We start from the raw sequence: 25,441 nt of genomic DNA on the forward strand, positions 1-25,441 counted from the left end.
CGTTGGAGTGGATCAACCGCCGCGCCCGCCACCGCTCCGGCGTTCGCCACCGCTGATCCAGAACAGACCGATAGGGCGTCACTGCACCGGAACCGACCTCGCGACCTGCCCGCCTATGGTGGTGCGCGCGCCGGGCCGACCGCCCGGGTGCGAGGCGTGGTGACAGGGTCGCGGATCGCCGCAGGTCGACAGCTTGCCTGCTCAGGCCCGTGCGCCCCTCGTGCTGCCGTGCTCATCCATGCGCAGGTAACAGGTCGTTATGATGCGTGACACCACGTGGGCACCATCCGAGTACGTCGCTGCATCTCGTCGAGCAGGGAGAGCGTCATGCCGTCCACACCCATCCGTCCCGCGTTCGAACTACGCATAGGCGAAGTCCACTTGACCGTCCAGCGCATCCCCGGACGGCTGGTGACGGCCCTCGCCACAGCAGTGGGCAGCGCGCTCGCCGCATGGTTCACGTCCCTGTGACCACAGGTACCGGAACCGGTCACGACCGGTCGTGATTTTGAGCGGCTGCGCCCGAGGTGGTTGGCTCAGCTCACCCACCGAACAACCGAGTGCTGGAGGAACAGCCATGGCGCAGGTCGAGGCCACGACGGAGCGGATCATCGCGGCGGACGCGGAGGCGGTGTTCGACGCGCTGGCCGACTACAAGGACGTCCGCGGCAAGGTGCTCACCGCGCACTTCAGCGAGTACGAGGTCCGGGAGGGCGGCGACGGCGAGGGCAGCCTCGTGCACTGGAAGCTCCAGGCGACCAGCAAGCGCGTCCGCGACTGCCTGCTGGACGTCAGCGAGCCGACCGACGGGCAGCTCGTCGAGAAGGACCGCAACTCCTCCATGGTCACCACCTGGACCGTCACCCCGGCCGGCGAGGGGAAGTCCAAGGCCGTCGTGACCACGGTCTGGGACGGTGCGGGCGGCATCGGCGGGTTCTTCGAGCGCACCTTCGCGCCCAAGGGTCTCGGCCGGATCTACGACGAGCTGCTCCAGAACCTCGCCACCGAGGTGGAGAAGTAGGACCGAACGGCCACGGGGGCGTTCCGACTCCCCCTCCCCGCACCGGAGGCCGGACAGGTCCGGCCTCTGCGGGACGAACGGCCTCACCGGAACGGGTGGTTTTCCGGAACGGCCGGTTGTGCGCCGTAGCACCTCCCACCGGCACATAAGCCCTCTGTGCGCGCCGCGTACGCCCCTCATCACGTTTGCCCCGCCTCGCCGCGCGATGCGAGAAATGGGCGGCGCAGGTGCGACGAGGGGAGCGTTACGTGGTGGGTGGTATCACGCTGGTGAAGGACGAGCCGGACGGCCCGGGACCGGACGGCCCGGCGCCGGACGGTACGGCGACGACGGTCGAACTCTCCGCCGCACCGACCCCGCCGGCCCCTCCGGCGGGACCCGGGCCAGGCCCGGACGCGGCGGAGATCAGCCCCCGCAAGGTCCGCATGGTCTTCCTCGGGCTGATGCTCACCCTGCTGCTCGCGGCGCTCGACCAGATGATCGTCGCCACCGCCCTGCCGAAGATCGTCGGGGAGCTGCACGGCCTGGAGAAGATGTCCTGGGCGGTCACCGCCTACCTCCTCGCCTCCACCATCGTCCTGCCGCTCTACGGCAAGCTCGGCGACCTCTTCGGCCGCAAGGGCGTCTTCCAGTTCGCCATCGTCGTCTTCATCATCGGCTCCGCCCTCGCGGGCTGGTCGCGCACGATGGACGAACTGATCGCCTTCCGCGCCCTCCAGGGCATCGGCGGCGGCGGTCTCATGATCGGCGTCCAGGCGATCATCGCGGACATCGTCCCGGCCCGGGAACGCGGCCGCTACATGGGCCTCATCGGCGCGGTCTTCGGCCTCGCCTCGGTCGCCGGCCCGCTGCTCGGCGGATTCTTCACCGACCACGTCTCCTGGCGGTGGTGCTTCTACATCAACGTCCCCTTCGGCCTGGTCACCCTGGCCGTCATCGCCGTCGTCCTCAAACTGCCCAAGCCCGCCGTCCGGCCCCGGCTCGACGTCCTGGGCGCGGTGCTCCTGGCCGTGGCCTCCACCTGTCTGGTGCTGGTCACCAGCTGGGGCGGCACCGAGTACGCCTGGGGCTCGCGCACCATCCTGGGGCTCGCGGCGGGCGCCGTCGTCACGACGGTGCTCTTCGTCGCCGCCGAACACCGGGCCGCAGAACCGATCATTCCGCTGCGGCTCTTCCGCGACTCCGTCTTCAACATCACCGGTCTCGTCGGCGCGGTCGTCGGCATCGCGCTCTTCGGGGCGGCCAGCTACCTCCCCACCTACCTCCAGATGGTCGACGGGGTCAGCGCCACCGAGTCCGGGCTGCTGATGCTCCCGATGATGATGGGCATCGTCGGCGGCTCCATCGTCTCCGGCCAGCTGATCACCCGCACCGGCCGCTACCGGATCTACCCGATCATCGGCAGCGCCGTCTCGGTGGTCGGCATGGGGCTGCTGTCCCTGCTGGAGGCGGACACCTCCGCTCTCGCGTACAGCTTCTACCAGGCCGTCCTCGGCACCGGCATCGGACTGGTCATGTCCGTCCTCGTGCTCGCCGTGCAGAACTCCGTGCGCCCCTCGGACCTCGGCACCGCGACCAGCGCCAACAACTACTTCCGGCAGATCGGCGGCAGTGTCGGCGCGGCGATCTTCGGCACGCTGTTCGCCGGGCGGCTCTCCGACGCCCTCGGGGTGCGCCTGCCCTCCGGTGCGGAGCTGCCCGATCCCGAGTCGATCACCCCGCAGATCGTCCACGCGATGGAGCCCGCGCTGCGGGACGCCTACATCCAGGCGTACGTCGACGCGATGCCGCGCATCTTCCTCTTCCTCGTGCCGGTGCTCGTGCTCGGCCTGATCCTCGCCTTCTTCCTCAAGGAGAAACCGCTGGTGTCCCACCACAGCCCCGAAGCCGCCGCCGAGGCCATGGCCTCCCCGATCCCCGCCGCCCGCGCCGACTCCGGCCGGCCCGCTTCCGGCTACCTCTCCGGCGTCCCGGTCCACGGGAGCGTCCAGCACCCCGACGGCACCACCGTCACCCGTGCCGCCCTCACCCTCATCGACGTCCAGGGGCGGCAGATCGGGCGCGGGGCCAGCGGCGAGGACGGGCGGTACGCCCTGAGCGTCCCCGGCGCCGGGTCCTACGTCCTGATCGCCGCCGCGGGCGGACACCAGCCGCAGGCCGTCAGCGTCACCGTGGGCGAGCGTCCCGTCGAGCTGGACGTGGTGCTCGGCGGCGCCGGACGCCTCGCCGGATCCGTCCTCACCCCCGACGGTGCCCCCGTGCGCGACGCCGCCGTCACCCTGACCGACGTACGCGGCGAGGTCGTCGCCTCCACCCGCACCGGCCATGAGGGCGGTTACGTCATCGGTGAACTGGTCGCCGGCGAGTACACGCTCGCCGCCAGCGCCCCCGCCTTCCGCCCGGCCGCCCTCCCGGTCAGCGTGCAGGCCGCCCGGGAGACCCGGCAGGACATCGAGCTGGCGGGCGGGGCCGTCCTGCGCGGCGTCGTCCGGGCCACCGGCGGACGCCCCGTCGAGGACGCCCGGGTCACTCTGCTCGACGCGGCGGGCAACGTGGTGGACACCCTCACCACCGGCCCGGACGGATCGTTCCGGTTCGTCGACCTGTCGTCCGGCGAGTACACCGTGATCGCCGCCGGATACCCGCCGGTCGCCACCGTCCTCCAGGTCGCGGGCGGCGGCCGCACCGAACGCGACCTCCAGCTCGGCCACGAGGACTGAGACGTACGGGTGCCGGGGCCGGCGGGGTTCTTCAGGACAGAGCCCGCACCGGCTCCCGCACCGGCTCCCGCAGCGGGTCCTGCCGCACCAGCCGCATCAACGCCCGGGCCCCGGGGCTCAGGCTCCGGGCCGCCGGAAGCACCACCACGCTCTCGTACACCGGCCGGCGGGCCCCCGTCAGCTCCACGGCGACCAGCCGGGCCGCCTCCGGCTTACGGGAGAAGTGGTGCGGCACCACCGCGATCCCCAGCCCCTCCTGCACCAGCTCCAGCAGGCTGTGCACATCGTTGACCTCCAGGCCCACCGTCCGGCGCACCCCCGCCGCCGCGAACGCCTCGTCGGCGGCCCGGCGGGGACCCCAGTCCGGATGGAAGTCGATGAACGACGCCCCCGGCAGCTCCTCCCAGCCCACCTCCGGCCGCCCGGCGAACTCATGGCCCGCCGCGCACAGCAGCACCATCGGCTCCCGGGCCAGCGGCACCAGCTCCCCGCGCCACTCCGCCGGACTGACCGTCGCGGCGAACGCCAGGTCGAGGCGCCCGCCCGCCACCCCGTCCAGCAGGCTGCTGGTGCCCTCCTGCCGCAGCCTCAGCTCCAGCTGCGGATGCTCCCGGTGGAACGCCGCCAGCAGCCGCGCCGGGCTCACCCCCGCCACGCACTGCTCGACCCCCACCGTCAGCGTCCCGCGCAGCAGCCCCCGTACGGCATCGACCGCGTCCCGCGCCGCCCGCGCGCCCGCCAGCGTGCGCTCCGCCTCCACCAGCAGCGCCCGCCCGGCCTCGGTGAGCCGGACCGTGCGCGTGGTCCGGCTGAACAACGGGGTCCGCAGCTCCTGCTCCAGCGCCCGTACGGAGGCGGAGAGCCCGGACTGCGACACGGCCAGGCGCTCGGCGGCGCGGGTGAAGTGCTGCTCCTCGGCGACGGCGACGAAGTGCTCCAGTTGACGCAATTCCATGATTGAGCAATCTAGGCGATGAATCCGAGCGGAATCTCCTGTTGGACTGATGGATCCATCTGCGGAAGCCTGGACCGGGTGCGCGCCGGTCCCGGCACGCCGCCCCCGTACCCCTCCCGCGGAGCCCCGTATGTACCTTCCGTCCGCCGACCGCTACTCCGCCATGCCCTACCGGCGCACCGGCCGCAGCGGTCTGAAGCTGCCCGTGCTCTCCCTCGGCCTCTGGCACAACTTCGGAGGCGACAGGACGCCCGAGACGCAGGCCGCCATCCTGCGCCGCGCCTTCGACCTCGGCATCACCCACTTCGACCTCGCCAACAACTACGGCCCGCCGCCCGGCTCCGCCGAACTCACCCTGGGCCGGGCCCTGGCGACCGACTTCGCCCACCTGCGCGACGAGCTCGTCATCTCCACCAAGGCCGGCTACCACATGTGGGACGGGCCGTACGGGGAGTGGGGCTCGCGGAAGTACCTGCGCTCCTCGCTCGACCAGAGCCTGGGGCGCCTCGGCGTCGAGTACGTCGACATCTTCTACTCCCACCGGCCCGACCCCGAGACCCCGCTCGAAGAGACCATGGGCGCGCTCGACACCGCCGTACGGCAGGGCAAGGCGCTGTACGTGGGACTGTCCAACTACTCGGCCGCGCAGACCCGTGAGGCCGCCGCGATCCTGAACGACCTCGGCACCCCGCTCCTCATCCACCAGCCCCGTTACTCGATGCTCGACCGCCGGATCGAGGACGACGGACTGCCGGACGTCCTCGACGAGCTGGGCGCAGGCTCCATCGCCTACTCGCCGCTGGAGCAGGGGATTCTGACCGACCGCTATCTGAACGGCATTCCGGCCGGGTCCCGGGCGGCCGGCGCCAGCCCCTTCCTGAGCGCCGACGCCGTCACTCCGCAGCTGGTGGAGCGGCTGCGCGCGCTGGACGCCCTGGCGAAGGAGCGCGGCCAGTCGCTCGCGCAGCTGGCCCTGGCGTGGGTGCTGCGCGGCGGCCGGCTCACCTCCGCCGTCGTCGGCGCGAGCAGCGTCGCCCAGCTGGAGAACAGCGTCGAGGCCGCCCGGAACCTGGACTTCACCGGGGACGAGCTGTCCCGGATCGAGGAGCTGCTGCGGGACGCGAAGAGCGCCTGACTCGGGTCAGGTGACGGAGCGGGCGGGCGGCGCGGCCGGCAGGACGTGCTCGCCGCCCTTGTCCGTGCTCAGGCACAGCGAGCAGACCATGGCCTCGTGCGCCGGGCAGGCCGCCAGGTCGGGGCGTTCGTACGACTGGCGGCAGACGTGGCAGTCGTAGGTGACCGCGCTCGGGTTGCCCTCGGCGTCCAGCAGCGGCGCCGGGATGCCGTCGTCGCTCCGGCGCAGGTAGTACCTGCCCCGGGTGACGACCGCCATGAGCGGGGTGAGGACGAAGGCGATCACGACGGCGGCGACCGGGGAGTACGGCTGGAGCGTGTCCCCGAAGGCGTGGAAGTACATCGCGATGGACAGCCCGGAGGCGGCGGTGAACGCGGTCACGCCGACCGGGTTGACCGCGTAGAGCATGCCCCGGCGGAATTCCGGCGCGTGCGGGGACAGCTTCAGCAGGTACTTGTTGACCCCGATGTCGGTGGCGACGGTGACCACCCAGGCGATGGCGCAGTTCGCGTAGAAGCCCAGGATGCTGTTGAGGAAGCTGAACATGTCGGCCTCCATCAGGATCAGCGCGAACGCCAGGTTGACCAGGACGAAGACCATGCGGCCCGGGTAGTGCCCGGTGACGCGGGTGAAGGAGTTCGTCCACGCCAGCGAGCCGGAGTACGCGTTCGTGACGTTGATCTTGATCTGGCTGATCACCACCAGCACCACGGCCAGCGGGACCACCAGCCAGGACGGCATCATCGCGTCGAACGCCCCGCGGAACTGCTGGATCGGCTCGGTCGCCGCGGCGGGTCCCACCTCGGAGAGGATGTAGACCGCGAGGAAGACCCCGATGGCCTGCTTGAGCGCGCCGAGCACCACCCAGCCGGGACCGGCCATGACCACCGCCGTCCACCAACTGCGCCTGTTCGCGGCGGTCTTCGGCGGCATGAAGCGCAGGTAGTCGATCTGCTCACCGATCTGCGCGATGAGGGAGAGGCAGACGCCCGCGCCGAGGAGCACGGACGCGGTGTCGAGGCCGCCCTCGCCGTCGGTGCCCGCGTAGGCGAGGAAGCTGTCGACGGTGCCCGGGTCGGTGGCGACCAGATAGACCAGCGGTCCGATCATCAGCAGCAGCCAGATCGGGGTGGTCCACACCTGGAGCCTGCTGAGCGCCTTCATGCCGTGGACGACGAGGGGGATGACCATGAGCGTGGAGACGGCGTAGCCCAGCCACAGCGGCAGCCCGAAGCCGAGCTTGAGGCCCTGGGCCATGATCGCGCCTTCGAGGGCGAAGAAGATGACGGTGAAGCTGGCGAAGATGACGCCGGTGAGGACCGATCCGTAGTAGCCGAAGCCGGAGCCCCGGGTGATCAGGTCCAGGTCGATGTTGTAGCGGGCGGCGTAGTAGGCGAGCGGGAAGCCGGTGACGAAGATGAGCGCCGCCGCGACGGTGATCGCCACCAGCGCGTTGCCGGTGCCGTGGGCCATGGCGATGCCGGCGCCGATGGAGAAGTCGGCCATGTACGCGATGCCGCCCAGCGCGGCGGTCGCCACGACCATCGGGGTCCAGCGGCGGTAACTGCGCGGCGCGAAGCGGAGGGTGTAGTCCTCCAGGGTCTCCCGCACCGCCTGAGCGGTGTCCGGTGCGGCGGGCGGTGCGGGGTCCGGTGGGGCCGGTTCGGCGAACTGAGTGCGGGTGTCCATGGCGGGCGACGGTAGGCAGCCGCCGTTTCCCTCGCGTACGGCCGGTGTGACGGGGGAGTTTCGGCACGCTCACGGGGTGCCGACGGTGCGTCAGGAAGCGCCGGAGCCATGCGTTCACGTGCGAGCGACGCGTGCTCTGCGGGCATCACGCACGCGGCCTGCTCGTGGACGGATCCAGCCGGCCTGCTGCGGTGCGGACGGCGTTGCCCGGCCGAGGACCGGGCTTTCGGTCGTGCGGAGGGAGCGGGAGTCCCGGCCGCTCAGGCGGTGGCCACGGCGGGCCCGGCCTGCGGGGGCGCCGTTCTGACCGCGATCAGGGCGACGTCGTCCGAGCCGTCTCCGGCCAGGCCTTCCAGGATCTCGTCGCAGAACGTCGTGAGCGGCTCGCGGGCCAGGGCCGCCGCGTGCTGCCTCAGGCGCGCCAGACCTCGGTCCAGGTCCTCCTCGCGCCGCTCGACGAGGCCGTCCGTGTAGAGCAGCACGGTCGAGTTGGGCGGCAGAGTGTCGGTCGTGGCGGGGCGGTGGACTTCGGGCTCCACCCCGAGCATGACGCCGCGGCCGCCGGTGAGGAAGCGGGTCTCCCCGTCGTGCGTCACGAGCAGGGGGGCGGGATGGCCCGCGACCGCGTAGTGCAGCAGCCACGGCTCGTCCGCGCTCAGCCGTTCGACCAGCGCGTAGATACAGGTCAGCGTCTGATGGGGATAGAGGATGTGATGGGCCGCGTCCAGCCGGGCGAGGATCTTGCCGGGCGGCTCCTTGCGGTCGCAGGCGATGCCGCGCAGCATGTTGCGGGTCTGGCTCATCATGACGGCGGCCCGCAGGTCGTGCCCCGCGATGTCACCGATGATCAGTGTCATCGCTCCGTCCGGCAGCACGAAGGCGTCGTACCAGTCGCCGCCGACGCGCGCGGTGGTGCTCGCGGGCCGGTACCGGGCGGCCACTTCGAGCGGCCCGTCCGTGGGCAGCTCGGGCAGCAGGGAGCGCTGCAACCGCTCGGCAGTGTGCTGGGCCTCGGCGTGCAGGCGCGCGTTGTCGACGGCCAGCGCCACGCGGTGGGCGAGGTCCTCGACGAGGGAGAGGGTGTCCTCGGTGAGCCGGACTTCCCTGCGGGTACGGACCAGGGTCAGCACGCCGAGTACCTGCCGCCGGGCTCTCAGCGGGGCGACGACCGCCGTGTCGGCCGCGAGCCGCTCGAAAAGTTGCCTCTCCCGGAGGCACAGGGGGTCGTCCTCGTCCTTCGGCGGGGGAAAGTCCGTGAGAAGTACGGGGCCCACACCGAGCAGCGCCCGGGCGACCGGGGCCGAAGACCCTTCGGCCGGAGGCAGCAGCCCCTCGTCCAGGCCCGGGGATGTCACATCGGCGTCCCGGTGCTCGACGACGGTCCTGCGCAGCCGTCCGTGGTCGTCCAGCAGGTCGACCGCGCACCAGTCGGCGAGGCCGGGGACGAGCGTGCGGCAGAGTCGGCGGAGCCCCTGGTCCACTTCGAGCGTGCTGGAAAGGGCCTCTGCCGCGTTGATGAGCAGCGTGAGCCGGTCCAGGGCGCGCTGAACCTCCTCGTCGACCTCGAAGTGATCCGAGCCGTCCGTGTCCCGTTCCGTGCCGGACCCGCGGTGAGGCGTGGCACCCGCGTCATCCTGCTTCGCGCACATACTGGTTCCTGGCCCTTCTCGCACGTAACGCCGGGGACGTGAGCCGTCGGTCCCTCCCAGTCTTCAGCACGCGGGGGCTCCGGGCATGCGGGCCGCCGAGGTCCCGCACGGCCCCCGGACGACCGGCGCTCAAGGCCCTCGGTGGAGCCGGGCCGGGCCCCGGGCGCCCGACGAGGGCCACCGCCGGGAGCGAAGGCGGGGCAACCGGCGTGAGCAGCGACGTGAGCGTCGGCGCGCGCACCGGCGGGGCCACGGGAGGGACCTTCGGCGGACTGGACCTCTGACGGGCCGCCCCTCCCTGGCCCGCGCCGCTCACGGCGCGTACGGTGTGGCGGCATGAAGATCCTCATCAGCGCGGACATGGAAGGCGCCACCGGAGTGACCTGGCCGGCCGACGTGCTGCCGGGGACGCCGCAGTGGGAGCGCTGCCGGTCGATGTTCACCTCCGACGTGAACGCGGCGGCCCTCGGCTTCTACGACGGCGGCGCCGACGAGGTCCTGGTCAACGAGGCCCACTGGTCGATGCGCAACCTGCTGCTGGAGCACCTGGACGAACGCGTCCAGATGCTCACCGGCAAGCACAAGTCGCTGTCCATGGTCGAGGGCATCCAGCACGGCGACGTGGACGCGGTGGCCTTCGTCGGCTACCACACCGGAGCCGGCACGGAGGGCGTCCTCGCCCACACCTACCTCGCCAACTCCATCACCGGCGTCTGGCTCGACGGGGTCCGCGCCAGCGAGGGGCTGCTCAACGCGCACGTCGCCGCCGAGTACGGCGTGCCCGTCGTCCTCGTCACCGGCGACGACCTGACCTGCGTGGACGCCGAGGGATACGCCCCGGACGCCCGGAAGGTCGCCGTCAAGGACTACGTCTCCCGCTACGCCGCGGTGTGCCGCACCCCCGCCCGTACCGCCGCCGACATCCGGGCGGCGGCGAAGACGGCCACCGCGCTCGCGGGGCGTCGGGACCCCGTCACCGGGAAGACGTTCACCGTCGAGCTGGAGTTCGACGCCGAACATCTGGCAGCCGCCGCGACCGTAGTGCCCGGTGTGGCGGCGAGCGGGGAGAGGCGCGTCGCGTACACCAGCGCGACGATGTACGAAGGAATTCGCACGTTCAAGGCGGTGACGACGATCGTGTCGGCCGCCGTGGAGGAACAGTATGGCTGAGGCCCCCGACCTGCTCGGACCCGTCGACCGGCAGGCACTCGACGAGGTGGTGACGTTCACCTCCGAACTCATCCGCATCGACACGACCAACCGGGGCGGCGGCGACTGCCGGGAACGCCCGGCCGCCGAGTACGTCGCCCAGCGGCTCTCCGACGCCGGAATCGAGCCGACGCTGCTGGAGCGGACCCCCGGCCGGACGAACGTGGTCGCCCGGATCCCCGGCACCGACCCGTCGGCCGACGCGCTGCTCGTCCACGGCCACCTCGACGTGGTGCCCGCCGAGCCCGCCGACTGGAGCGTGCACCCCTTCTCCGGCGAGGTGAGCGACGGAGTCGTGTGGGGCAGGGGCGCCGTCGACATGAAGAACATGGACGCGATGGTCCTCTCCGTCGTACGCGGCTGGGCCCGCGAGGGCTTCCGCCCCCGGCGTGACATCGTCATCGCGTACACCGCCGACGAGGAGGACAGCGCCGCCGACGGCTCCGGCTTCCTCACCGATCAGCACCCGGAGCTGTTCGAGGGCTGCACCGAGGGCATCAGCGAGTCGGGGGCCTTCACCTTCCACGCAGGCGACGGTCTCTCGCTGTACCCGATCGCGGCGGGCGAGCGCGGTACCGGCTGGCTGAAGCTGACCGCCGAGGGCCGGGCCGGCCACGGCTCCAAGGTCAACCGGGAGAACGCGGTCAGCGCCCTGGCCGCCGCCGTCGCCCGGATCGGCGAACACGAGTGGCCCATCCGCCTCACCCCGACCGTCCGCGCCGCGATCACCGAGATCGCCGCCCTGCACGGCATCACCGCCGATCTGGACGACCCCGGCTTCGACGTCCCCCAACTCCTCGGCAAGCTCGGCCCGGCCGCGTCCCTGGTCGAGAACACCGTCCGCAACAGCAGCAACCCGACCATGCTGGACGCCGGCTACAAGGTCAACGTCATCCCCGGCCACGCCACCGCCTTCATCGACGGGCGCATGGTCCCCGGCGGCGACGACGAGTTCCACGCGACCCTGGACCGGCTGACCGGACCCTCGGTCTCCTGGGAGTTCCACCACCGTGAGCAAGCCCTGACGGCCCCGGTCGACTCACCGACGTACGCCAAGCTGCGCGCCGCCGTCGAGCGGTTCGACCCGGACGCGCACACCGTCCCGTACTGCATGTCGGGCGGCACCGACGCCAAGCAGTTCTCCCGCCTCGGCATCACCGGCTACGGCTTCACCCCGCTGAAGCTGCCCGTCGGCTTCGACTACCAGCGGCTCTTCCACGGCGTCGACGAGCGTGTCCCCGTCGATGCCCTCCACTTCGGCGTCCGCGTCCTCGACCACTACCTGCGCACCGCCTGACAGTCTGCCGACCCGATCAGCGCCCCGGGGGGACCGAACTACGTGAACACCGTGCCAGCAGCCCCGTACGGAACCTGGCCGTCGCCGGTCGACGCGGCACTCGCCGCCTCGCACGACGGACGCCCCGACCACCTCGGCACCATCGGGGACGAGGTGTGGTGGACCGAGCCCCGCCCCGCCGAGGGCGGCCGGCGCGCCCTGATGCGCCGCCGCGCCGACGGCTCCACCGCACCCGCCCTGCCCGCCCCCTGGAACACCCGCAGCCGGGTGGTCGAGTACGGCGGACAGCCCTGGGCGGGCACCGTGCGCGAGGACGGCGAACTCCTCGTGGTCTTCGTCCACTTCACCGACCAGCGGCTGTACGCCTACGCCCCGGACGGTCCCGGCGCGCCGTGGCCGCTCACTCCCGTCCCGGACGTCGCCGGCGGGCTGCGCTGGGTGGACCCCCGGATCCGCCCGGAACACGGGGCGGCGGGCGAGGTCTGGTGCGTGCTGGAGGAGTTCACCGGACCCGCGCCCACCGACGTACGGCGCGTCGTCGCCGCCGTGCCGCTCGACGGCTCGGCGGCCGACGACCGGGCGGCGGTCCGTGAACTCTCCGACGACCGGCACCGGTTCGTCACCGGCCCCAAGGTCTCCCGCGACGGGCGGCGGGCGGCCTGGATCGCCTGGGACCATCCACGGATGCCGTGGGACGGCACGGTGGTCATGCTGGCGGACATCGGCGACACGGGGGAGTTCACCCGCGTACGGCCGCTCGTCGGCGACCTCGACGAATCGGTCTGCCAGGTGGAGTGGGACCGCGACGGCAGCCTCCTGTTCGTCTCCGACCTCGCCGGCTGGTGGGAGCTCCAGCGCATCCGCCCCGACGCGGCTCCCGGCGGCGCGGTCCCCAGCAGCCGCCTCCTGCCGCCCCGGGGCGAGGAGTTCGGCGGACCACTCTGGAAGATCGGGCTGCGCTGGTTCCATCCGCTGGACAACGGGCTGGTCGCCGTCCTGCACGGCAGGGGCGGCATGCGGCTCGGCATCCTCGACCCCGAGACCGGCGAACTCGCCGACGTGCCGGGCCCCTGGACCTCCTGGTCCGACACGCTCGCCGTCCACGGCAGCCGGGTCGTCGGCGTCGCGGCGAGCCCCCACAGCGCCCCCGAGGTCGTCGAGCTGGACACGGCGACCGGGCACACCCGCGTCATCGGCGCACCCCACCACGACGCGGTCGACCCCGCGTACTACCCGGCGCCCGAGGACCGCACCTTCACCGGCCCCGACGGCCGCGAGATCCACGCCCACGTCTACCCGCCGCACAGCCCCGACCGCACCGGCCCCGAGGGCGAGAAGCCCCCGTACGTCATCTGGGCGCACGGCGGGCCCACCGGCCACGCCCCGCTCGTCCTGGACCTGGAGATCGCCTACTTCACCTCGCGCGGCATCGGCGTGGCCGAGGTCAACTACGGCGGCTCCACCGGCTACGGCCGCGGCTACCGCGAACTGCTGCGCGGCAACTGGGGCGTGGTCGACGTGGCCGACTGCGCGGCCGTCGCCTCGGCCCTCGCCGAGGAGGGCGCGGCCCACCCGGACAAGCTCGCGATCCGGGGCGGCAGTGCGGGCGGCACGACCACCGCCGCATCACTGACCAGCACGGACGTCTACGCCTGCGGGACGGTTCTCTACCCGATCCTGGATCTCGAACGGTGGGCCACGGGCGAGACCCACGACCTGGAGTCGCGGTACCTGGAATCCCTCGTCGGCCCGTTCGCCGAGGTGCCCGAGCGCTACCGGGAACGCTCGCCGCTCCACCGCACCGACCGGCTGGACACCCCCTTCCTGCTGCTCCAGGGCCTGGACGACGTGATCTGCCCGCCCGCCCAGTGCGAGCGGTTCCTCGCCGCCCTCGCCGGACGGGGCGTCGCCCACGCCTACATCGCCTTCGAGGGGGAGAGCCACGGCTTCCGGCGCGTGGAGACCCTGGTCCGCGCACTGGAGGCCGAACTCTCCCTCTACGCGCAGACGTTCGGATTCGAACGCCCCGACGTGCCGCTCCTGGAGCTGACCACGTGACCCGCGAGGACACGGGCCCGGCGCTGCCCCTCGCCCGGCCGCCCCGGCTGCGCGCCGGCTCCCGGGTCGCCGTCGTCGCGCCCAGCGGGCCCGTCCCCGCCGACCGGCTGGAGGAGGGTCTCGCCGTCCTGCGCGGCTGGGGGCTCGACCCCGTCGTCGGCGCCCATGTCCTCACCGGGCACCCTGAGCTGGACTACCTCGCGGGATCGGACGCGGGCCGTGCGGAGGACCTCGAACGGGCGTGGTGCGACCCGACCGTGGAGGCCGTCATGTGCGCCCGAGGCGGCTACGGCGCCCACCGGATGGTCGACCTGGTCGACTGGCCGGCGGTCCGGGCCGCCGGGCCCAAGGTGTTCGTCGGCTACAGCGACATCACGGTGCTGCACGAGGCGTTCGCCGTGCGCGCCGGGTTCGCGACCCTGCACGGGCCGATGGCCGCCACCGAGGTGTTTCTCAGGGACGCGGCGACCCGTGAGCATCTGCGGGCCACGCTCTTCGCCCCGGAGACCGTGCGCACCCTCGGCCTGGAGTCGGCCGGGGCCCTGGTCCCCGGCCGGGCGCGGGGCGTCCTGTACGGCGGTTGCGTCAGCCTGCTCGCCGCCGGAACCGGCGCCCCGGGCGGCCGGACCCACGCCCGGGGCGGACTGCTGGTGATCGAGGACACCGGCGAGGAGCCCTACCGGCTGGACGGCATCCTCACCCGGCTCCTGCGGTCCGGAGCCCTGGACGGAGTCGCCGGGGTGGCCTGCGGCTCGTGGCAGGAGTGCGGCCCGTACGAGAAGATCCGTGCCGTGCTCGCCGACCGGCTCGGCCCGCTGGGCATACCCGTGGTCGAGGAGCTGGGCTTTGGCCATGGTCCGACCGCGCTGACGATTCCCCTGGGCGTGCCCGCGGTGCTCGACGCGCCGGCGGACGGCGGGCGTTGCACGCTGACCGTCGAGACCCCGGCCCTGCGCTGACCCGCCCGCCTCCTCGGCCGCCCCACCCGGTATCGGCGTCCTGTGACGCGCGTCCGTGCCGTGGTCCGCGCGTCCGCGCCGCTGTCCGTCGGTCGCACAGCCGCACGGATGTGTGTTTTCGCGCAGGGGACGTGAACATCCGTCAAGAACCCCTGGCCGATACGTTGACACGGCTATGAGCTGTGTCACAGCATGAGCGCGGCCCAATACTTACCGGTCGGTAAGGTGTCCTCGGTGTGGAGGTCTTCGTGTCAGGTGCTGTTTCCAGAGTGCGCGGCCCGCTCGTGGCGGTCGCCGGGGCGGCCCTCGTCGCCCCCCTCGTCCTCGCCGGCCCGGCCCGCGCGGCGGCCGATCCGTACACCGTCACCCCGCTGACGTTCACCGTCGAGGCGGGCGACCGCACCTGCACGGTGGACGCCGACCTCTACCGGCCCGCCGGGGCCGACGCGGACAGCCCCGCCCCCGCCGTCCTGGCCACCAACGGCTTCGGCGGCAGCAAGTCCGACGGCTCCACCGACGCCATCGGCAGGGCCTTCGCCGAGCGCGGCTACGTCGGGCTCGTCTACTCGGGCCTCGGCTTCGGCGCGTCCGGCTGCCTGATCACCCTCGACGACCCCGCCATCGACGGCAGGGCCGCGGGCGAACTCCTGGACTTCCTCGGGGGAGTCCGCGCGGCCGACGACGGGACCAGGGCCGACTTCGTCACCCGGGACGCCGAGGGCGACCCCCGGGTCGGCATGATCGGCGGCTCCTACGGCGGCGCGATCCAACTGGCGACCGCCGCCGTCGACCCCCGGGTCGACGCCCTCGTCCCGCTGATCACCTGGAACGACCTCGCCTACGCACTGGCCCCCAACAACACCGGGGCGCGCACCGGCGTCACCTCCGACACCCCCGGCGTCTTCAAGTGGCAGTGGACCAACGGCTTCTACCTGATCGGCGAGGGCCAGCCACTCCTCAACCCGAGCCTGGACCCCTCCCGCATCAACAGCCTGGACTGCCTGCACTTCGCCACCCGCGCCTGCGAGACCATCCGGCTGCTCAACTCCGGCCGCTACCCCGCCGACCGCACCGAGGAGATGCTCGCCTACGCGCGCAGCGTCTCGCCCGTCTCCTACCTCGACCGGGTCAAGGCGCCCACGCTCATCGTCCAGGGCCAGGCCGACAGCCTGTTCAACCTCAACGAGGCCACCGCCACCTACCGGACGCTCAAGGCGCAGGGCACCGAGGCGAAGATGATCTGGCAGTCCTGGGGGCACAGCGGCGGCCAGGTCCCCGGCGAACTCGACCTGAGCCAGGGCAATCTGGAGACCAGCCACGTCGGACAGCGGGTACTGGCCTGGTTCGACCGCTACCTCCACCAGAAGACGGGCACCGACACCGGACCCGCCTTCTCCTACTACCGCGACTGGCAGAGCGGCTACGGCTCCGCCGCCGAGGTCCCCGCCCTCTCCCGGTCCCTGTACCTCTCCGGCGACGGCAAGCTCGTCGACAACCGCTCCAAGGTGGCGCGCGGCAGCCGCCAGTACACCAACTGGCTCGTGCCCACCAGCCACTCCGAGAGCTCCATCGCCCCGCTGATCGGACTGCCCGACCCCAAGCCGTACGACACCAGGGGCACCTACCTCGGCTGGCGCAGCGAACCCCTCGCCGAGCACCTCGACGTCGTCGGCGCACCGAAGGCCACCCTGAAGGTCGTCTCGCCGAAGGCGGAACGGGTCCAGAACAGCGGCGACGCCTCCGACAGGCTCGTCCTGTTCGCCAAGGTCTACGACGTCGCGCCCGACGGCAGCCGTACGCTGGTGAACCGACTCGTCTCCCCGGTCCGGGTCCCCGACGTCACCCGGCCCTTCACGGTGGAGCTGCCCGGCATCGTCCACCGGTACGAGAAGGGGCACCGCCTGGAGTTCGTGATCGCCGCCAGTGACACCGCCTACTTCGGCAACCGGGGCGTGAAGCCCGTCACCCTCGTCCACGCCCCCGAGGACACCGGCGTACTGGAACTCCCGGTGGTCCCGGCCGGCTGACGCCCACCACCCCGTTCACCCGAACGGCCGTACAGCACCGCCCCCCGGACCCGGCAGCCGGACATGCTGGGACCCCGGGGGGCGGCCGCGTGCACGACGGGCGGGCCGGACGGCGAGAAGCGAGCGGAAGGGCCGGACCATGAGCCCCAAGGACGTATCGAGCGGCAGCGGGCGCGGCACGGGATGGCTCACTCCGGGGCGCATCGTGGTCGCCGTGGTGATCGTGCTCGTCATCGTGTTCATCTGCGTGAACACGAACGAGGTCACCATCAGGATGCTGATCCCCGAGGTGACGATGCCCCTCTGGTTCGCCCTGCTGGCCATGTTCCTGATCGGCCTCGGCTGCGGCGGCTACCTCTTCCGCCGGAAGGGCAGGTGACCAGCGCCCCGGGCCCCGGCCGCGGACGATCGCGCGCATCCACCCGCGCCCCGGGCCGCTCCCGTGGGCCCCGGACCGCGGCGGCGCTCCGCGGGCGCGCGGAAGTGTGACCGACGGGACTCTGTTCCCCGCGGCCACCTGCGTGTTCCATGGTCACCGGGGGCGCCCGGACCTGCGGCGGCCCGCCGCGAGGGAACGAGGGTGCCTTGGCCACGACCGTACGACGAGCCGTAGTGAATCTGCCCGCAGCGCCGCTCGGGCCGGAGAACCCGCTCCCGCCGCTGCGGACACCCGCCGCGCCACCCGTGCTCGACCACCGCGACCGGGCGGACCTGCCCCGCGACATGGCCCGGCAACTGGGCCACCGACCGCTGCGCACCGTCCTGCCCACCCGGCTGCTCGACGGCTACGGACGCGAGCGCACCCCCACCGCCATCGACGCCGTCGTCATCGAGAACGCCCGGCTGCGCGTCACCGTGCTGCCCGGACTCGGCGGCCGGATCCACTCCCTGCACCACAAACCCACCGGCCGCGAACTGCTCCACCGCAACCCGGTCCTCCAGCCCGCGGCCTTCGCCCTCAACGGGGCCTGGTTCTCCGGCGGGATCGAGTGGAACATCGGCGCCACCGGCCACACGACCCTGTCCTGCGCACCGCTGCACGCGGCGCTCGTGCCCGGTCCCGACGGCTCCACGATGGTCCGGCTCTGGGAATGGGAGCGCCTGCGCGACCTGCCCTTCCAGGTGGACCTCTGGCTCCCCGACGATTCCGACTTCCTGCACGTCGGCGTACGGATACGCAACCCGCACGAACAGAGCGCACCGGTCTACTGGTGGTCCAACATCGCCGTCCCGGAGACTCCGGACACCCGCGTACTGGTCCCGGCCGACGAGGCCTGGCACTTCGGCTACGACCAGGCCCTCACCCGGGTCGGCGTCCCGGAGGCGGGCGGCCTCGACCACACCTACCCGCTGCGCTCCGAGTACCCCGCCGACCACTTCTACGAGCTGCCCGACGACGCCCGGCGCTGGATCGCCGCGCTCGACGCGGACGGCCACGGACTCGCCCAGACCTCCACCGACCTGCTGCGCGGCCGCAAACTGTTCCGCTGGGGTCACGGGCGGGGCGGCCGCCGCTGGCAGGAATGGCTGAACGGGCCCGGAGACGGCGGCTACGCGGAGATCCAGGCGGGCCTCGCCCGCACCCAGCTGGAGCACGTCCCACTGGAGGCGGGCGCCGCGTTCAGCTGGCTGGAGTCCTACGGTCCGCTCTCCGCCGACCCGGCGGCCGTGCACGGCCGGGACTGGGCCGCGGCCACCGAGGAGGCCGCCGCACGGCTGGAGGAGGCCCTCCCGCGCGGCGTCGTGGAGGAGGCGTACGCGGCCTGGCTGCCGCACGCCGACACCGAACCGGGCGAGGTGCTCGCCGCGGGCTCCGGCTGGGGTGCGCTGGAGGTGCTGCGGGGCGGCCACCGGCTGCCCGGCACTCCGTTCGCCACCGCCGCCATCGGCGACCAGCAGGCCCCCTGGCGGGAGTTGCTGGAGCACGGCACCCTGCCGAAGCCGGACCCGGACGGCATCCCCGGCCCGACACCGGTCTCGCCGCCCTGGCGCGACATGCTGGAGACCGCCGACGCCGACCCGCACACCGAATACCACCTCGGCATCGCGCAGTGGCACGCCGACGACCGGGCCCAGGCCGTCCGCAGCTGGGAGCGCGGCCTGGAGTGCGGCCCCGCGCCACGCTGGCCGCTGCTGCGCTGCCTCGCCGTCGCGGCCGAGGAGAGCGGCAGGGCGGACCACGCCGCCGACCTGTACGCCGAGGCCTTCGCGGACCTCGGCGGGCCGGGAGCGGGGGACCTCGCGGCGTCTCAGGAGGGCACGGCTCTCCTCGCCGCCCTGGCCCGCGAGACCGTCGAGGCACACCTGTCCGCCGACCGGCCCGGGGCGGCCCGGGCCCTGCTGGCCGGGCTCCCCGCCGTGATCCGTGAGCGCGGACGCTTCCGGCTGCTTTTCGCCCGGGCCCTGGTCGCCGAGGGCGACACCGGGGCGGCCCGGGCGATCTTCGACGCCGGATTCGAGGTCGCCGACCTGCGCGAAGGGGCCGGAATCCTCGGTGAACTGTGGGCGTCCGTCAGCGACGAACCGCTGCCGGACGCCTACGACTTCCGTATGCGCCCGCCCCAGGAGTGATCAACGCGCCCCGGGCGGCCGGTCAGACGGTGACGTTGCGGTCCACGTACTCGAAGACCGAGCCGTCCGGGTGCAGCGCGATGAGGTTGCGGCCCGCAGGGGTCGGCACCGGTCCCGCGATGACGCGCGCGCCGGCCCGGGTCAGCGCCGCGTTCGCCTCGTCGACGTCCTTGACGGCGATGGTCGCGCCGACCTTGCGCAGCACCTCCAGCTCCGACTCCGGCCCGCTCATCAACAGGAAGCAGCCGATCGCGGCCACCGACACCCCACCGCGCTCGAAGCGCAGGGCCGACGTGCCCGTCAGCCCCTCGTAGAAGGCCACCGAGGCCTCCAGGTCGTCGACGCAGATACGCAGCGTGGTTCCGAGGATCTCCATGCCTACGAGGGTAGTTGGCGGCCGCCACCGGTGTGATCGATTCCGGGCGGGCCGAACGTCTCTTCGCCCCGCGCCGCGTCCGCCCTCACCTCACACCCTGCAGAGCACCTCGCCGTGCGGGACCATGAACCAGCCGTCGCCCTCCTCGCCCCAGGAGCGCCACGCCCCGGCGATGGCCGTGAGCTGCTCGGCGCTCGCGTGCCCGCCCCGCTCCGCCAGCTCGGCGTAGACCGAGTCCGTCGTCCGGTCCGCCCACAGGCCGCTCCACCAGGCGCGGCTCTCCGGGGTGCCGAAGCACCAGGCGGCCGCGGTGGGGGTGATGTCGGTGAACCCGGCCCGCCGCGCCCAGGAGAGGAGCCTGCGGCCGGCGTCGGGCTCGCCGCCGTTGGCGCGGGCCACCCGGCCGTACACCTCCAGCCATGTGCCGAGCCCGGGGGCCTCCGGGTACCAGGTCATCGCCGCGTAGTCGCTGTCCCGCGCCGCGACGACCCCGCCCGGGCGGCAGACGCGCCGCATCTCGCGCAGCGCCTGGACCGGATCGCCCACGTGCTGGAGCACCTGATGGGCGTGGACCACGTCGAACGAGTCGTCGGGGAAGTCCAGGGCGTGGACGTCGGCCACCGCGAACTCGACGTTCTCCAGGCCCCGTTCGGCGGCCACCGCGGCGGCCTGGTGGAGAATGTCGGCCGCGGCGTCCACCGCGGTGACCCGGCCCGGCGCGACCAGCGCCGCCAGGTCGGCGGTGATGGTCCCGGGGCCGCAGCCGACGTCCAGCACGGCCAGGCCGGGGCGGAGTTCGTCGAGGAGGTACGCCGCCGAGTTGGCGGCGGTCCGCCAGCGGTGCGAGCGCAGGACCGACTCGTGGTGGCCGTGCGTGTACACGGCGGTCTCCTTCGGCATGGCGTTGCGTCCTCTCCCGAAAACCTCGCGCCGACGGGCGCGGCGACAGGACCCACCGTACGCCGGGATGTCGGATGGTGAGATGGGCGTCTTGGGATGTGGACCACCGGCCGGTCCGGGTCAGGTCGGCATCGGGCAGTAGACGGTCAGCGCCTCCGGCAGCTTGTCGATGATCAGTTCCGTTCCGGAGTGGGCCACTTCACCGTCGTACGCGTACGGAGTCCCCGGCGCGAGGCCGCCGATCCGCACCCGGCGCCGCCGCACCGCGGCATGGGCGGGGGAGCGGGTCAGGGGTCCCGCCACCGCCGCCGCCATCAGACGCAAGGCCGGGGTCCGGCCGCCGTGCACCACCCGGACGTCCAGCAGCCCGTCCGCCAGGTTGTGGCGGCGCCCCGGCGCGGGGCCCACCCGCTGGAAGAGTCCGTTGCCGACGAACAGCAGCCACAACGGACGCCTGCGCCCCTGGAGTTCGGCTTCCAGCGGCTGCCGGCCGCGCAGTACGTGGAAGGCCGCGAGCACACCCGCCGGCCAGCCGCCGATCCGTGGCGACCAGTGTTCCCGGGTGCGCACCAGCTCCGGATAGACGCCCAGCGAGAAGGCGTTGAGGAAATACCCGTCCGCCCCGTCCGCACCCCCGGGGCCCGGCCGGAAGCGGCCGAGGTCCACCTTGATGGCATCGCCCGCGGTGAGGGCGGCGGCCGTGTCGTGGACGGTCTCGATGCCCAGGTCGTAGGCGAAGTGGTTGAGCGTGCCGCCGGGGAAGACCGCCAGCGGCATCCCGTGCGTCGCCGCCACGGAGGCCGCCAGATTCACCGTGCCGTCGCCTCCGCAGACGCCCAGCGCCCGGCCGCGGCCCGCCGCCCTCTCCATCGCCGCCGGCAGCTCCTTCGGGGGCACCTCCACCACCTCCGCCGCGGGCAGCGCCCCGCGCACCAGCGACGCGGTCGCGGTGGCCGTGCCCGACTCCTGGTTCACCACCACGACGAGGTCCTTCCCCGCGGGCAGCGCCGGGGCCGCTCCCGGCGGGCGGCCGGGAGCGGGCAGCTGGCCCCGGGTCGGCACGACCCCGCGCAGGGCGAACGCCGCGCCGACGCCGAGCGCCGCACCCGCCAGCACATCGCTCGGATAGTGGACCCCGGTGTAGACGCGGGAGGCGGCCACCGCCACCGCGACCGGGGCCACGACCGCGCCCCAGCCCCTGGACTCCAGAGCCACCCCGGTGGCGAAGGCCGCCGCCGACGCCGCGTGGCCCGAGGGGAAGGAGGTGGTGACCGGCTGCCGCTTGAGCTGCCGCACCACCGGCACCAGGTCCACTATCGGCCGCTCGCGGCGCACCGCGCCCTTCCCGACCGTGTTGATCGTCGCCGACGCCACGGCGAGGGACGCCACCCCGCGCAGCGCGGCCCGGCGCGAGCGCGCACTGCTGCCGAGGGCCGCGATCCCGGCCGCCGCCCCGAACCAGAGCAGCCCGTGGTTGGCGCTCCGGCTCAGCTTGGGCAGCAGTGGATCGGCGCCCGGCCAGTGCCGGTCCGCGACGCTCCGGAAGACTGACAGGTCCCGCGCCTGGAGCCAGCCGCGCAACCGGGCGGTGGCGGGAGCGGTGGCGGGTGAGGTTCTCGGTGTGGACATGGATCAGCGAATACCCGGCCGGGCCGCGCTGAACCAGCAGGCGCGCTGAGACCCCGGCCACGCATTCGCCACCGACCGGCGGGAGCACCCCTGCGGCGAGCGCCCCGGCGCGGGCTCTGGGCGGGCGGTGACCGGGCGGCGGGCGACTGGGCGCGCGGTGACCGGCCGCGGGTGACCGGCCGTGGGTGACTGGGCGGGCGGGTCGCCCGGATCCTCCGTATAAAGAAGCCAGAGGCCGTCGGCCGGAGCCGGAGGCCGTCGGCGGGACGCCCCGGCTGCGGAGCGGAGAGTGGCGGAGGAGGGCCGGATGCACGGGACCGAGGGCCACGCACCCGCGCACGAGGACCACGGCCCCGTCCGCTACGGGCCGCCCGCCCCCGACCCCGGCCTCCCGGTCCTGCCCGAACTGGCCGCCGTCCTCGCCGCCGCCTCCGCCCGGACCCGCCCGGAACCCCCCGGCGGAGGGCCCGCCCTGCGCGAGGCGGCCCGCGGCTACTGGGACCGGCGCGGGCTGCACGGCACGGCGGGCGGCATCGCCGCCGCCCCCGGCGCCCAGCCGCTCCTCCTGGCCCTGATCGGCGCACACGGCGGGGACGTCCTCATGCCGCGCCCCTGCCCGGCCTCCTGGATGCCGCAGGCCCGCCTGCTGGGGCGTCCCGCCTACCACGTGCCGACCCCGGCCGAATGCGGCGGCGTGCCCGACCCGTACGCCCTGCTGGAGACCGTCCGCCGGGTCCGGGCGGAGGGCGGCCGGCCGAAACTGCTGCTGCTGTCCGTCGTGGACGACCCCACGGCCACCGTCGCCCCGCCCGAACTGGTCCACGAGGCGTGCGAGGCGGCGGTCGGCGAAGGGCTGCACATCATCAGCGACGAGACCTGGCGCGACACCGTGCACCGCACCCGCGACACCGTCCTGCTCAGCCCCGCCGAGATGTGCCCGGACGACGTCACGGTCATCGCCGACCTGTCCGGAGCCCTCGTACCGGCCGCCTGGCCGGTCGCCGTCGCCCGCTTCCCGGACACCGCGCGGGCCGCCGTCCGGCACGCCCGCACCCTGGACATCCTCACCGCGCTCGGCGCCCTCGTCGCGGCTCCGGTCGCCCACGCGGCCGCCCACGCGCTGAGGGAGCCGGAGCCCGTACGCGACCGGATCCGGCGGGCCGCGGCGCTCCAGGCCGAGGTCGCCGCCGCCGCCCACCGTGCGGTCCTGGGCTCCGGCGCGCTGGCCCGCCCCCCGCAGGCGGGCCGACACCTCTACGCCGACCTGGGCCCGCTGCGCTCCCGGCTGGCGGACCTGGGCGTGACGGACTCCATGGAGCTGGAGGAGTACCTCACCGACCGGCTCGGCGCACCGGCCCCGGGCGGGCACCGCTTCGGGGACGAGCTGGGCGCCCTGCGCGTACGCCTGGGCACCGGACCACTGCTGGGGGCCACCCCGCAGCAGCAGACGGAGTCCCTCACCGCCGCGAGGCCCCTGGAGCTCGCCCACGTGGCGCGGGCGCTGGACGGTTTCGCCGCGGTGTTCGGCGCGCTGCGCTGAGGGGCTGCGCTGCGCCGAAGGCGCGCTGCGCCGAGGGGCGGTCACGGAGAGGCCGCCCGGGACGCCCGGCACGGTGCGTGGACGTCGGGTCCCGGCCGCCCCCGGCGGTGGCGGAACGTTCAGCCCGTCGCGTCGCCGGTTCCGTGGCCGAACCGCGACCGCAGCCTGCGCCACACCGCCGGAGCCCCGCTGATCAGCAGCGTCAGGGCGACCGCCGCGACCACGCCCTGCCACGGCTCCGGGAACAGCGAACCGCCCAGGATGCCGATCAGCTGGTAGGTCGCCGCCCAGGCGAGGCAGGCCGGAACATCGCCCCGGGCGAACTGCCGCAAGGGCATTCTGCCCAGCAGACACGCCAGCATCACCGGGATCCGCCCGGCCGGCACCAGACGGGACAGCACCAGCACCGTCCCGCCGTGCTCGGCCAGCTTCTCCTGCGCCTGGGCCAGCCGCTCCGGCGCGGCCCGGCGGGTGATCGCCTCCAGCCACTTCGAGCCGTTCTTCGACCGGACCCCGCGCTGTCCCAGCCAGTACAGGCAGACGTCCCCGAGGAACGCGGCGGCCGACGCCGTCAGGAACACGAAGAGAAGGGTGAGCGGCGACGTCTGGTGGAAGGCCACCACCGCCGCCGAACTCACCAGCGCGCCCGTCGGCACCACGGGCACCAGGGACCCCAGCGCCACCAGGGCGAAGAGCGTCGGATAGCCGACCGCCTGCTGGGTCGACTCGGTGGGCAGCTCCCGCACCACCTGCTGGATCTCCTGGATCACGGGCCGGCCTCCGGTCTGACGCGGTCGCCGTGCCCCAGCAGATGTACGGTCACCTCGGGCGCCCGCTTCGCCGCGTGCCGCACGAACTCGTCGCCCGGCGCATGGAACTCGTGCGGGCGCACCCCGTCCAGGCCGATCGGCCAGTAGGTGCCGTAGTGCACCGGCACCGCGGACCTCGGCGCGAGGCGGGTCAGCGCCTCGGCGGCGCGGGCCGCGTCCAGATGGCCGTGCCCCAGGTAGGGGCCCCAGCCGCCCACCGGCAGCAGGGCCACGTCCACCGGTCCCACCGCGTCGGACATCCCGTCGAAGAGACCGGTGTCCCCGGCGAAGTACGTCCGGGCCTCGCCCTCGACCACATAGCCGAGCGCCGGCGCGCGGTGCGGCCCGACCGGCAGCCGCCGCCCGTCGTGCAGGGCGGGCACCGCTCGCACCCGCACCTCGCCGACCCGCACCGTGTCGCCCGGTTCCACCTCGGTGACGTGCAGCTGCCGCATCCGCCGCAGCGCCCGCAGACCCGGCACCGCGGCCTGCGCGCCGCTGGGCACGACCAGCCGGCTGCCGGGCGCCAGCCGGGCCAGCGACGGCAGATGCAGGTGGTCGGAGTGCAGGTGGGAGACCAGCACCACCTCGGCGACCGCGGCCTGCGGCGGCGGCACCTCGCCCCGGCGGCGGCGCAGATGCGCGAAGCGCCGTACGAACAGGGGGTCGGTCAACACCCGCACCCCCGAGTCCTCGATCGTGCAGGTGGCATGACCCCACCAGGTGATCTCCACCGGCGCCTCGGCCTCCTCGCTCGACCCTCGTCGTTCGTTTCCGCAGTCCGCAGTCCGCAGTCCGCAGTCCGCAGTCCGCAGTCCGCAGTCCGCAGTCCCTGATCCCGGCCTCGATCCCAAGGGCCCCTGGACCCGAGAACCGCGGCGCGCGCGGCCCGCATCC

Annotated in this window: 20 protein-coding genes; 12 read left to right on the top strand and 8 right to left on the bottom strand. The window is 73.5% G+C overall.

The window, feature by feature from the left end:
- Positions 1-327 precede the first annotated feature (327 nt).
- The 3 genes from OG245_RS32540 (at position 328) to OG245_RS32550 (ending at position 3,741) form a co-directional block, all read left to right on the top strand.
- On the top strand, positions 328-471 hold the full coding sequence (locus tag OG245_RS32540) for a hypothetical protein (RefSeq protein ID WP_371626915.1): 144 nt from the start codon (positions 328-330) through the stop codon (positions 469-471).
- A gap of 106 nt (positions 472-577) precedes the next feature.
- Positions 578-1,021, top strand: a complete 444-nt coding sequence (locus OG245_RS32545; protein WP_371626916.1) for an SRPBCC family protein — start codon at positions 578-580, stop codon at positions 1,019-1,021.
- A gap of 248 nt (positions 1,022-1,269) precedes the next feature.
- Positions 1,270-3,741, top strand: coding sequence for an MFS transporter (locus OG245_RS32550; RefSeq protein ID WP_371626917.1), 2,472 nt, complete (start codon positions 1,270-1,272; stop codon positions 3,739-3,741).
- A 31-nt stretch (positions 3,742-3,772) separates the two neighbouring features.
- Here the strand turns inward: OG245_RS32550 and OG245_RS32555 are convergent, their stop codons facing one another.
- Complete coding sequence (locus OG245_RS32555; protein ID WP_371626918.1) at positions 3,773-4,696, bottom strand: LysR family transcriptional regulator; 924 nt, start codon at positions 4,694-4,696, stop codon at positions 3,773-3,775.
- 130 nt (positions 4,697-4,826) lie between these two features.
- On the opposite strand from OG245_RS32555, the gene OG245_RS32560 reads away from it, so the two are divergent.
- Positions 4,827-5,831 carry an aldo/keto reductase gene (locus OG245_RS32560; RefSeq protein WP_371626919.1) on the top strand — a complete coding sequence of 335 codons (1,005 nt, stop codon included), beginning with the start codon at positions 4,827-4,829 and terminating at the stop codon, positions 5,829-5,831.
- 6 nt (positions 5,832-5,837) lie between these two features.
- Here OG245_RS32560 and OG245_RS32565 read toward each other — a convergent pair whose 3' ends face one another.
- Together OG245_RS32565 and OG245_RS32570 are read right to left on the bottom strand one after the other, a co-directional pair.
- Positions 5,838-7,520 carry a cytosine permease gene (locus tag OG245_RS32565; RefSeq protein WP_371626920.1) on the bottom strand — a complete coding sequence of 561 codons (1,683 nt, stop codon included), beginning with the start codon at positions 7,518-7,520 and terminating at the stop codon, positions 5,838-5,840.
- A 260-nt stretch (positions 7,521-7,780) separates the two neighbouring features.
- Positions 7,781-9,169 (bottom strand): PP2C family protein-serine/threonine phosphatase, encoded by a 1,389-nt coding sequence (locus OG245_RS32570; protein ID WP_371626921.1) that lies wholly within the window; start codon positions 9,167-9,169, stop codon positions 7,781-7,783.
- Positions 9,170-9,505: 336 nt separating this feature from the next.
- Between OG245_RS32570 and OG245_RS32575 the strand changes: the two genes are divergently transcribed.
- The 7 genes from OG245_RS32575 to OG245_RS32605 all read left to right on the top strand — a co-directional run bounded on the left by OG245_RS32575 (position 9,506) and on the right by OG245_RS32605 (position 19,290).
- On the top strand, positions 9,506-10,339 hold the full coding sequence (locus tag OG245_RS32575; RefSeq protein ID WP_371626922.1) for a M55 family metallopeptidase: 834 nt from the start codon (positions 9,506-9,508) through the stop codon (positions 10,337-10,339).
- A complete protein-coding gene (locus tag OG245_RS32580; RefSeq protein WP_371626923.1) occupies positions 10,332-11,675 on the top strand; it encodes a M20/M25/M40 family metallo-hydrolase in 1,344 nt (447 codons plus the stop codon). The genes OG245_RS32575 and OG245_RS32580 overlap by 8 nt, the downstream gene beginning before the upstream one ends.
- Before the next feature lie 42 nt (positions 11,676-11,717).
- The gene (locus OG245_RS32585; protein WP_371626924.1) at positions 11,718-13,733 is read left to right on the top strand and encodes a prolyl oligopeptidase family serine peptidase; all 2,016 of its coding nucleotides are present in this window, start codon (positions 11,718-11,720) and stop codon (positions 13,731-13,733) included.
- Positions 13,730-14,692, top strand: a complete 963-nt coding sequence (locus OG245_RS32590; protein WP_371626925.1) for an LD-carboxypeptidase — start codon at positions 13,730-13,732, stop codon at positions 14,690-14,692. The genes OG245_RS32585 and OG245_RS32590 overlap by 4 nt, the downstream gene beginning before the upstream one ends.
- Positions 14,693-14,961: 269 nt before the next feature.
- Positions 14,962-16,719 (top strand): CocE/NonD family hydrolase, encoded by a 1,758-nt coding sequence (locus OG245_RS32595; protein ID WP_371628048.1) that lies wholly within the window; start codon positions 14,962-14,964, stop codon positions 16,717-16,719.
- A 139-nt stretch (positions 16,720-16,858) separates the two neighbouring features.
- Complete coding sequence (locus tag OG245_RS32600) at positions 16,859-17,098, top strand: LapA family protein (protein WP_371626926.1); 240 nt, start codon at positions 16,859-16,861, stop codon at positions 17,096-17,098.
- Positions 17,099-17,304: 206 nt separating this feature from the next.
- The gene (locus OG245_RS32605) at positions 17,305-19,290 is read left to right on the top strand and encodes a DUF5107 domain-containing protein (RefSeq protein WP_371626927.1); all 1,986 of its coding nucleotides are present in this window, start codon (positions 17,305-17,307) and stop codon (positions 19,288-19,290) included.
- A 22-nt stretch (positions 19,291-19,312) separates the two neighbouring features.
- Here OG245_RS32605 and OG245_RS32610 read toward each other — a convergent pair whose 3' ends face one another.
- From OG245_RS32610 to OG245_RS32620, 3 genes are all read right to left on the bottom strand, one after another.
- On the bottom strand, positions 19,313-19,666 hold the full coding sequence (locus tag OG245_RS32610) for a VOC family protein (protein ID WP_030588922.1): 354 nt from the start codon (positions 19,664-19,666) through the stop codon (positions 19,313-19,315).
- Positions 19,667-19,756: 90 nt separating this feature from the next.
- Positions 19,757-20,566 carry a class I SAM-dependent methyltransferase gene (locus tag OG245_RS32615; protein ID WP_371626928.1) on the bottom strand — a complete coding sequence of 270 codons (810 nt, stop codon included), beginning with the start codon at positions 20,564-20,566 and terminating at the stop codon, positions 19,757-19,759.
- Positions 20,567-20,686: 120 nt separating this feature from the next.
- Positions 20,687-22,195 (bottom strand): bifunctional phosphatase PAP2/diacylglycerol kinase family protein, encoded by a 1,509-nt coding sequence (locus tag OG245_RS32620; protein ID WP_371626929.1) that lies wholly within the window; start codon positions 22,193-22,195, stop codon positions 20,687-20,689.
- Between the two features lie 307 nt (positions 22,196-22,502).
- Between OG245_RS32620 and OG245_RS32625 the strand changes: the two genes are divergently transcribed.
- Entirely contained in the window at positions 22,503-23,735 is a 1,233-nt protein-coding gene (locus tag OG245_RS32625) for an aminotransferase class I/II-fold pyridoxal phosphate-dependent enzyme (RefSeq protein ID WP_371626930.1), read from the top strand.
- A gap of 119 nt (positions 23,736-23,854) precedes the next feature.
- Here OG245_RS32625 and OG245_RS32630 read toward each other — a convergent pair whose 3' ends face one another.
- Both OG245_RS32630 and OG245_RS32635 read right to left on the bottom strand, forming a co-directional pair.
- On the bottom strand, positions 23,855-24,505 hold the full coding sequence (locus OG245_RS32630) for a DedA family protein (protein ID WP_073742820.1): 651 nt from the start codon (positions 24,503-24,505) through the stop codon (positions 23,855-23,857).
- Positions 24,502-25,278 (bottom strand): MBL fold metallo-hydrolase, encoded by a 777-nt coding sequence (locus OG245_RS32635; RefSeq protein ID WP_371626931.1) that lies wholly within the window; start codon positions 25,276-25,278, stop codon positions 24,502-24,504. Before OG245_RS32635 ends, OG245_RS32630 begins: the two co-directional genes overlap by 4 nt.
- Between the last annotated feature and the right edge of the window lie 163 nt (positions 25,279-25,441).

Source organism: Streptomyces sp. NBC_01116 (genome assembly GCF_041435495.1).
Taxonomy (GTDB): domain Bacteria; phylum Actinomycetota; class Actinomycetes; order Streptomycetales; family Streptomycetaceae; genus Streptomyces.

Coding starts and splice junctions, on each gene's coding strand:
- OG245_RS32615 (WP_371626928.1), bottom strand. CDS start 20,566: ATGCCGAAGGAGACCGCCGTGTACACGCACGGCCACCACGAGTCGGTC.
- OG245_RS32575 (WP_371626922.1), top strand. CDS start 9,506: ATGAAGATCCTCATCAGCGCGGACATGGAAGGCGCCACCGGAGTGACC.
- OG245_RS32565 (WP_371626920.1), bottom strand. CDS start 7,520: ATGGACACCCGCACTCAGTTCGCCGAACCGGCCCCACCGGACCCCGCA.
- OG245_RS32580 (WP_371626923.1), top strand. CDS start 10,332: ATGGCTGAGGCCCCCGACCTGCTCGGACCCGTCGACCGGCAGGCACTC.
- OG245_RS32570 (WP_371626921.1), bottom strand. CDS start 9,169: ATGTGCGCGAAGCAGGATGACGCGGGTGCCACGCCTCACCGCGGGTCC.
- OG245_RS32625 (WP_371626930.1), top strand. CDS start 22,503: ATGCACGGGACCGAGGGCCACGCACCCGCGCACGAGGACCACGGCCCC.
- OG245_RS32545 (WP_371626916.1), top strand. CDS start 578: ATGGCGCAGGTCGAGGCCACGACGGAGCGGATCATCGCGGCGGACGCG.
- OG245_RS32560 (WP_371626919.1), top strand. CDS start 4,827: ATGTACCTTCCGTCCGCCGACCGCTACTCCGCCATGCCCTACCGGCGC.
- OG245_RS32610 (WP_030588922.1), bottom strand. CDS start 19,666: ATGGAGATCCTCGGAACCACGCTGCGTATCTGCGTCGACGACCTGGAG.
- OG245_RS32555 (WP_371626918.1), bottom strand. CDS start 4,696: ATGGAATTGCGTCAACTGGAGCACTTCGTCGCCGTCGCCGAGGAGCAG.
- OG245_RS32540 (WP_371626915.1), top strand. CDS start 328: ATGCCGTCCACACCCATCCGTCCCGCGTTCGAACTACGCATAGGCGAA.
- OG245_RS32600 (WP_371626926.1), top strand. CDS start 16,859: ATGAGCCCCAAGGACGTATCGAGCGGCAGCGGGCGCGGCACGGGATGG.
- OG245_RS32620 (WP_371626929.1), bottom strand. CDS start 22,195: ATGTCCACACCGAGAACCTCACCCGCCACCGCTCCCGCCACCGCCCGG.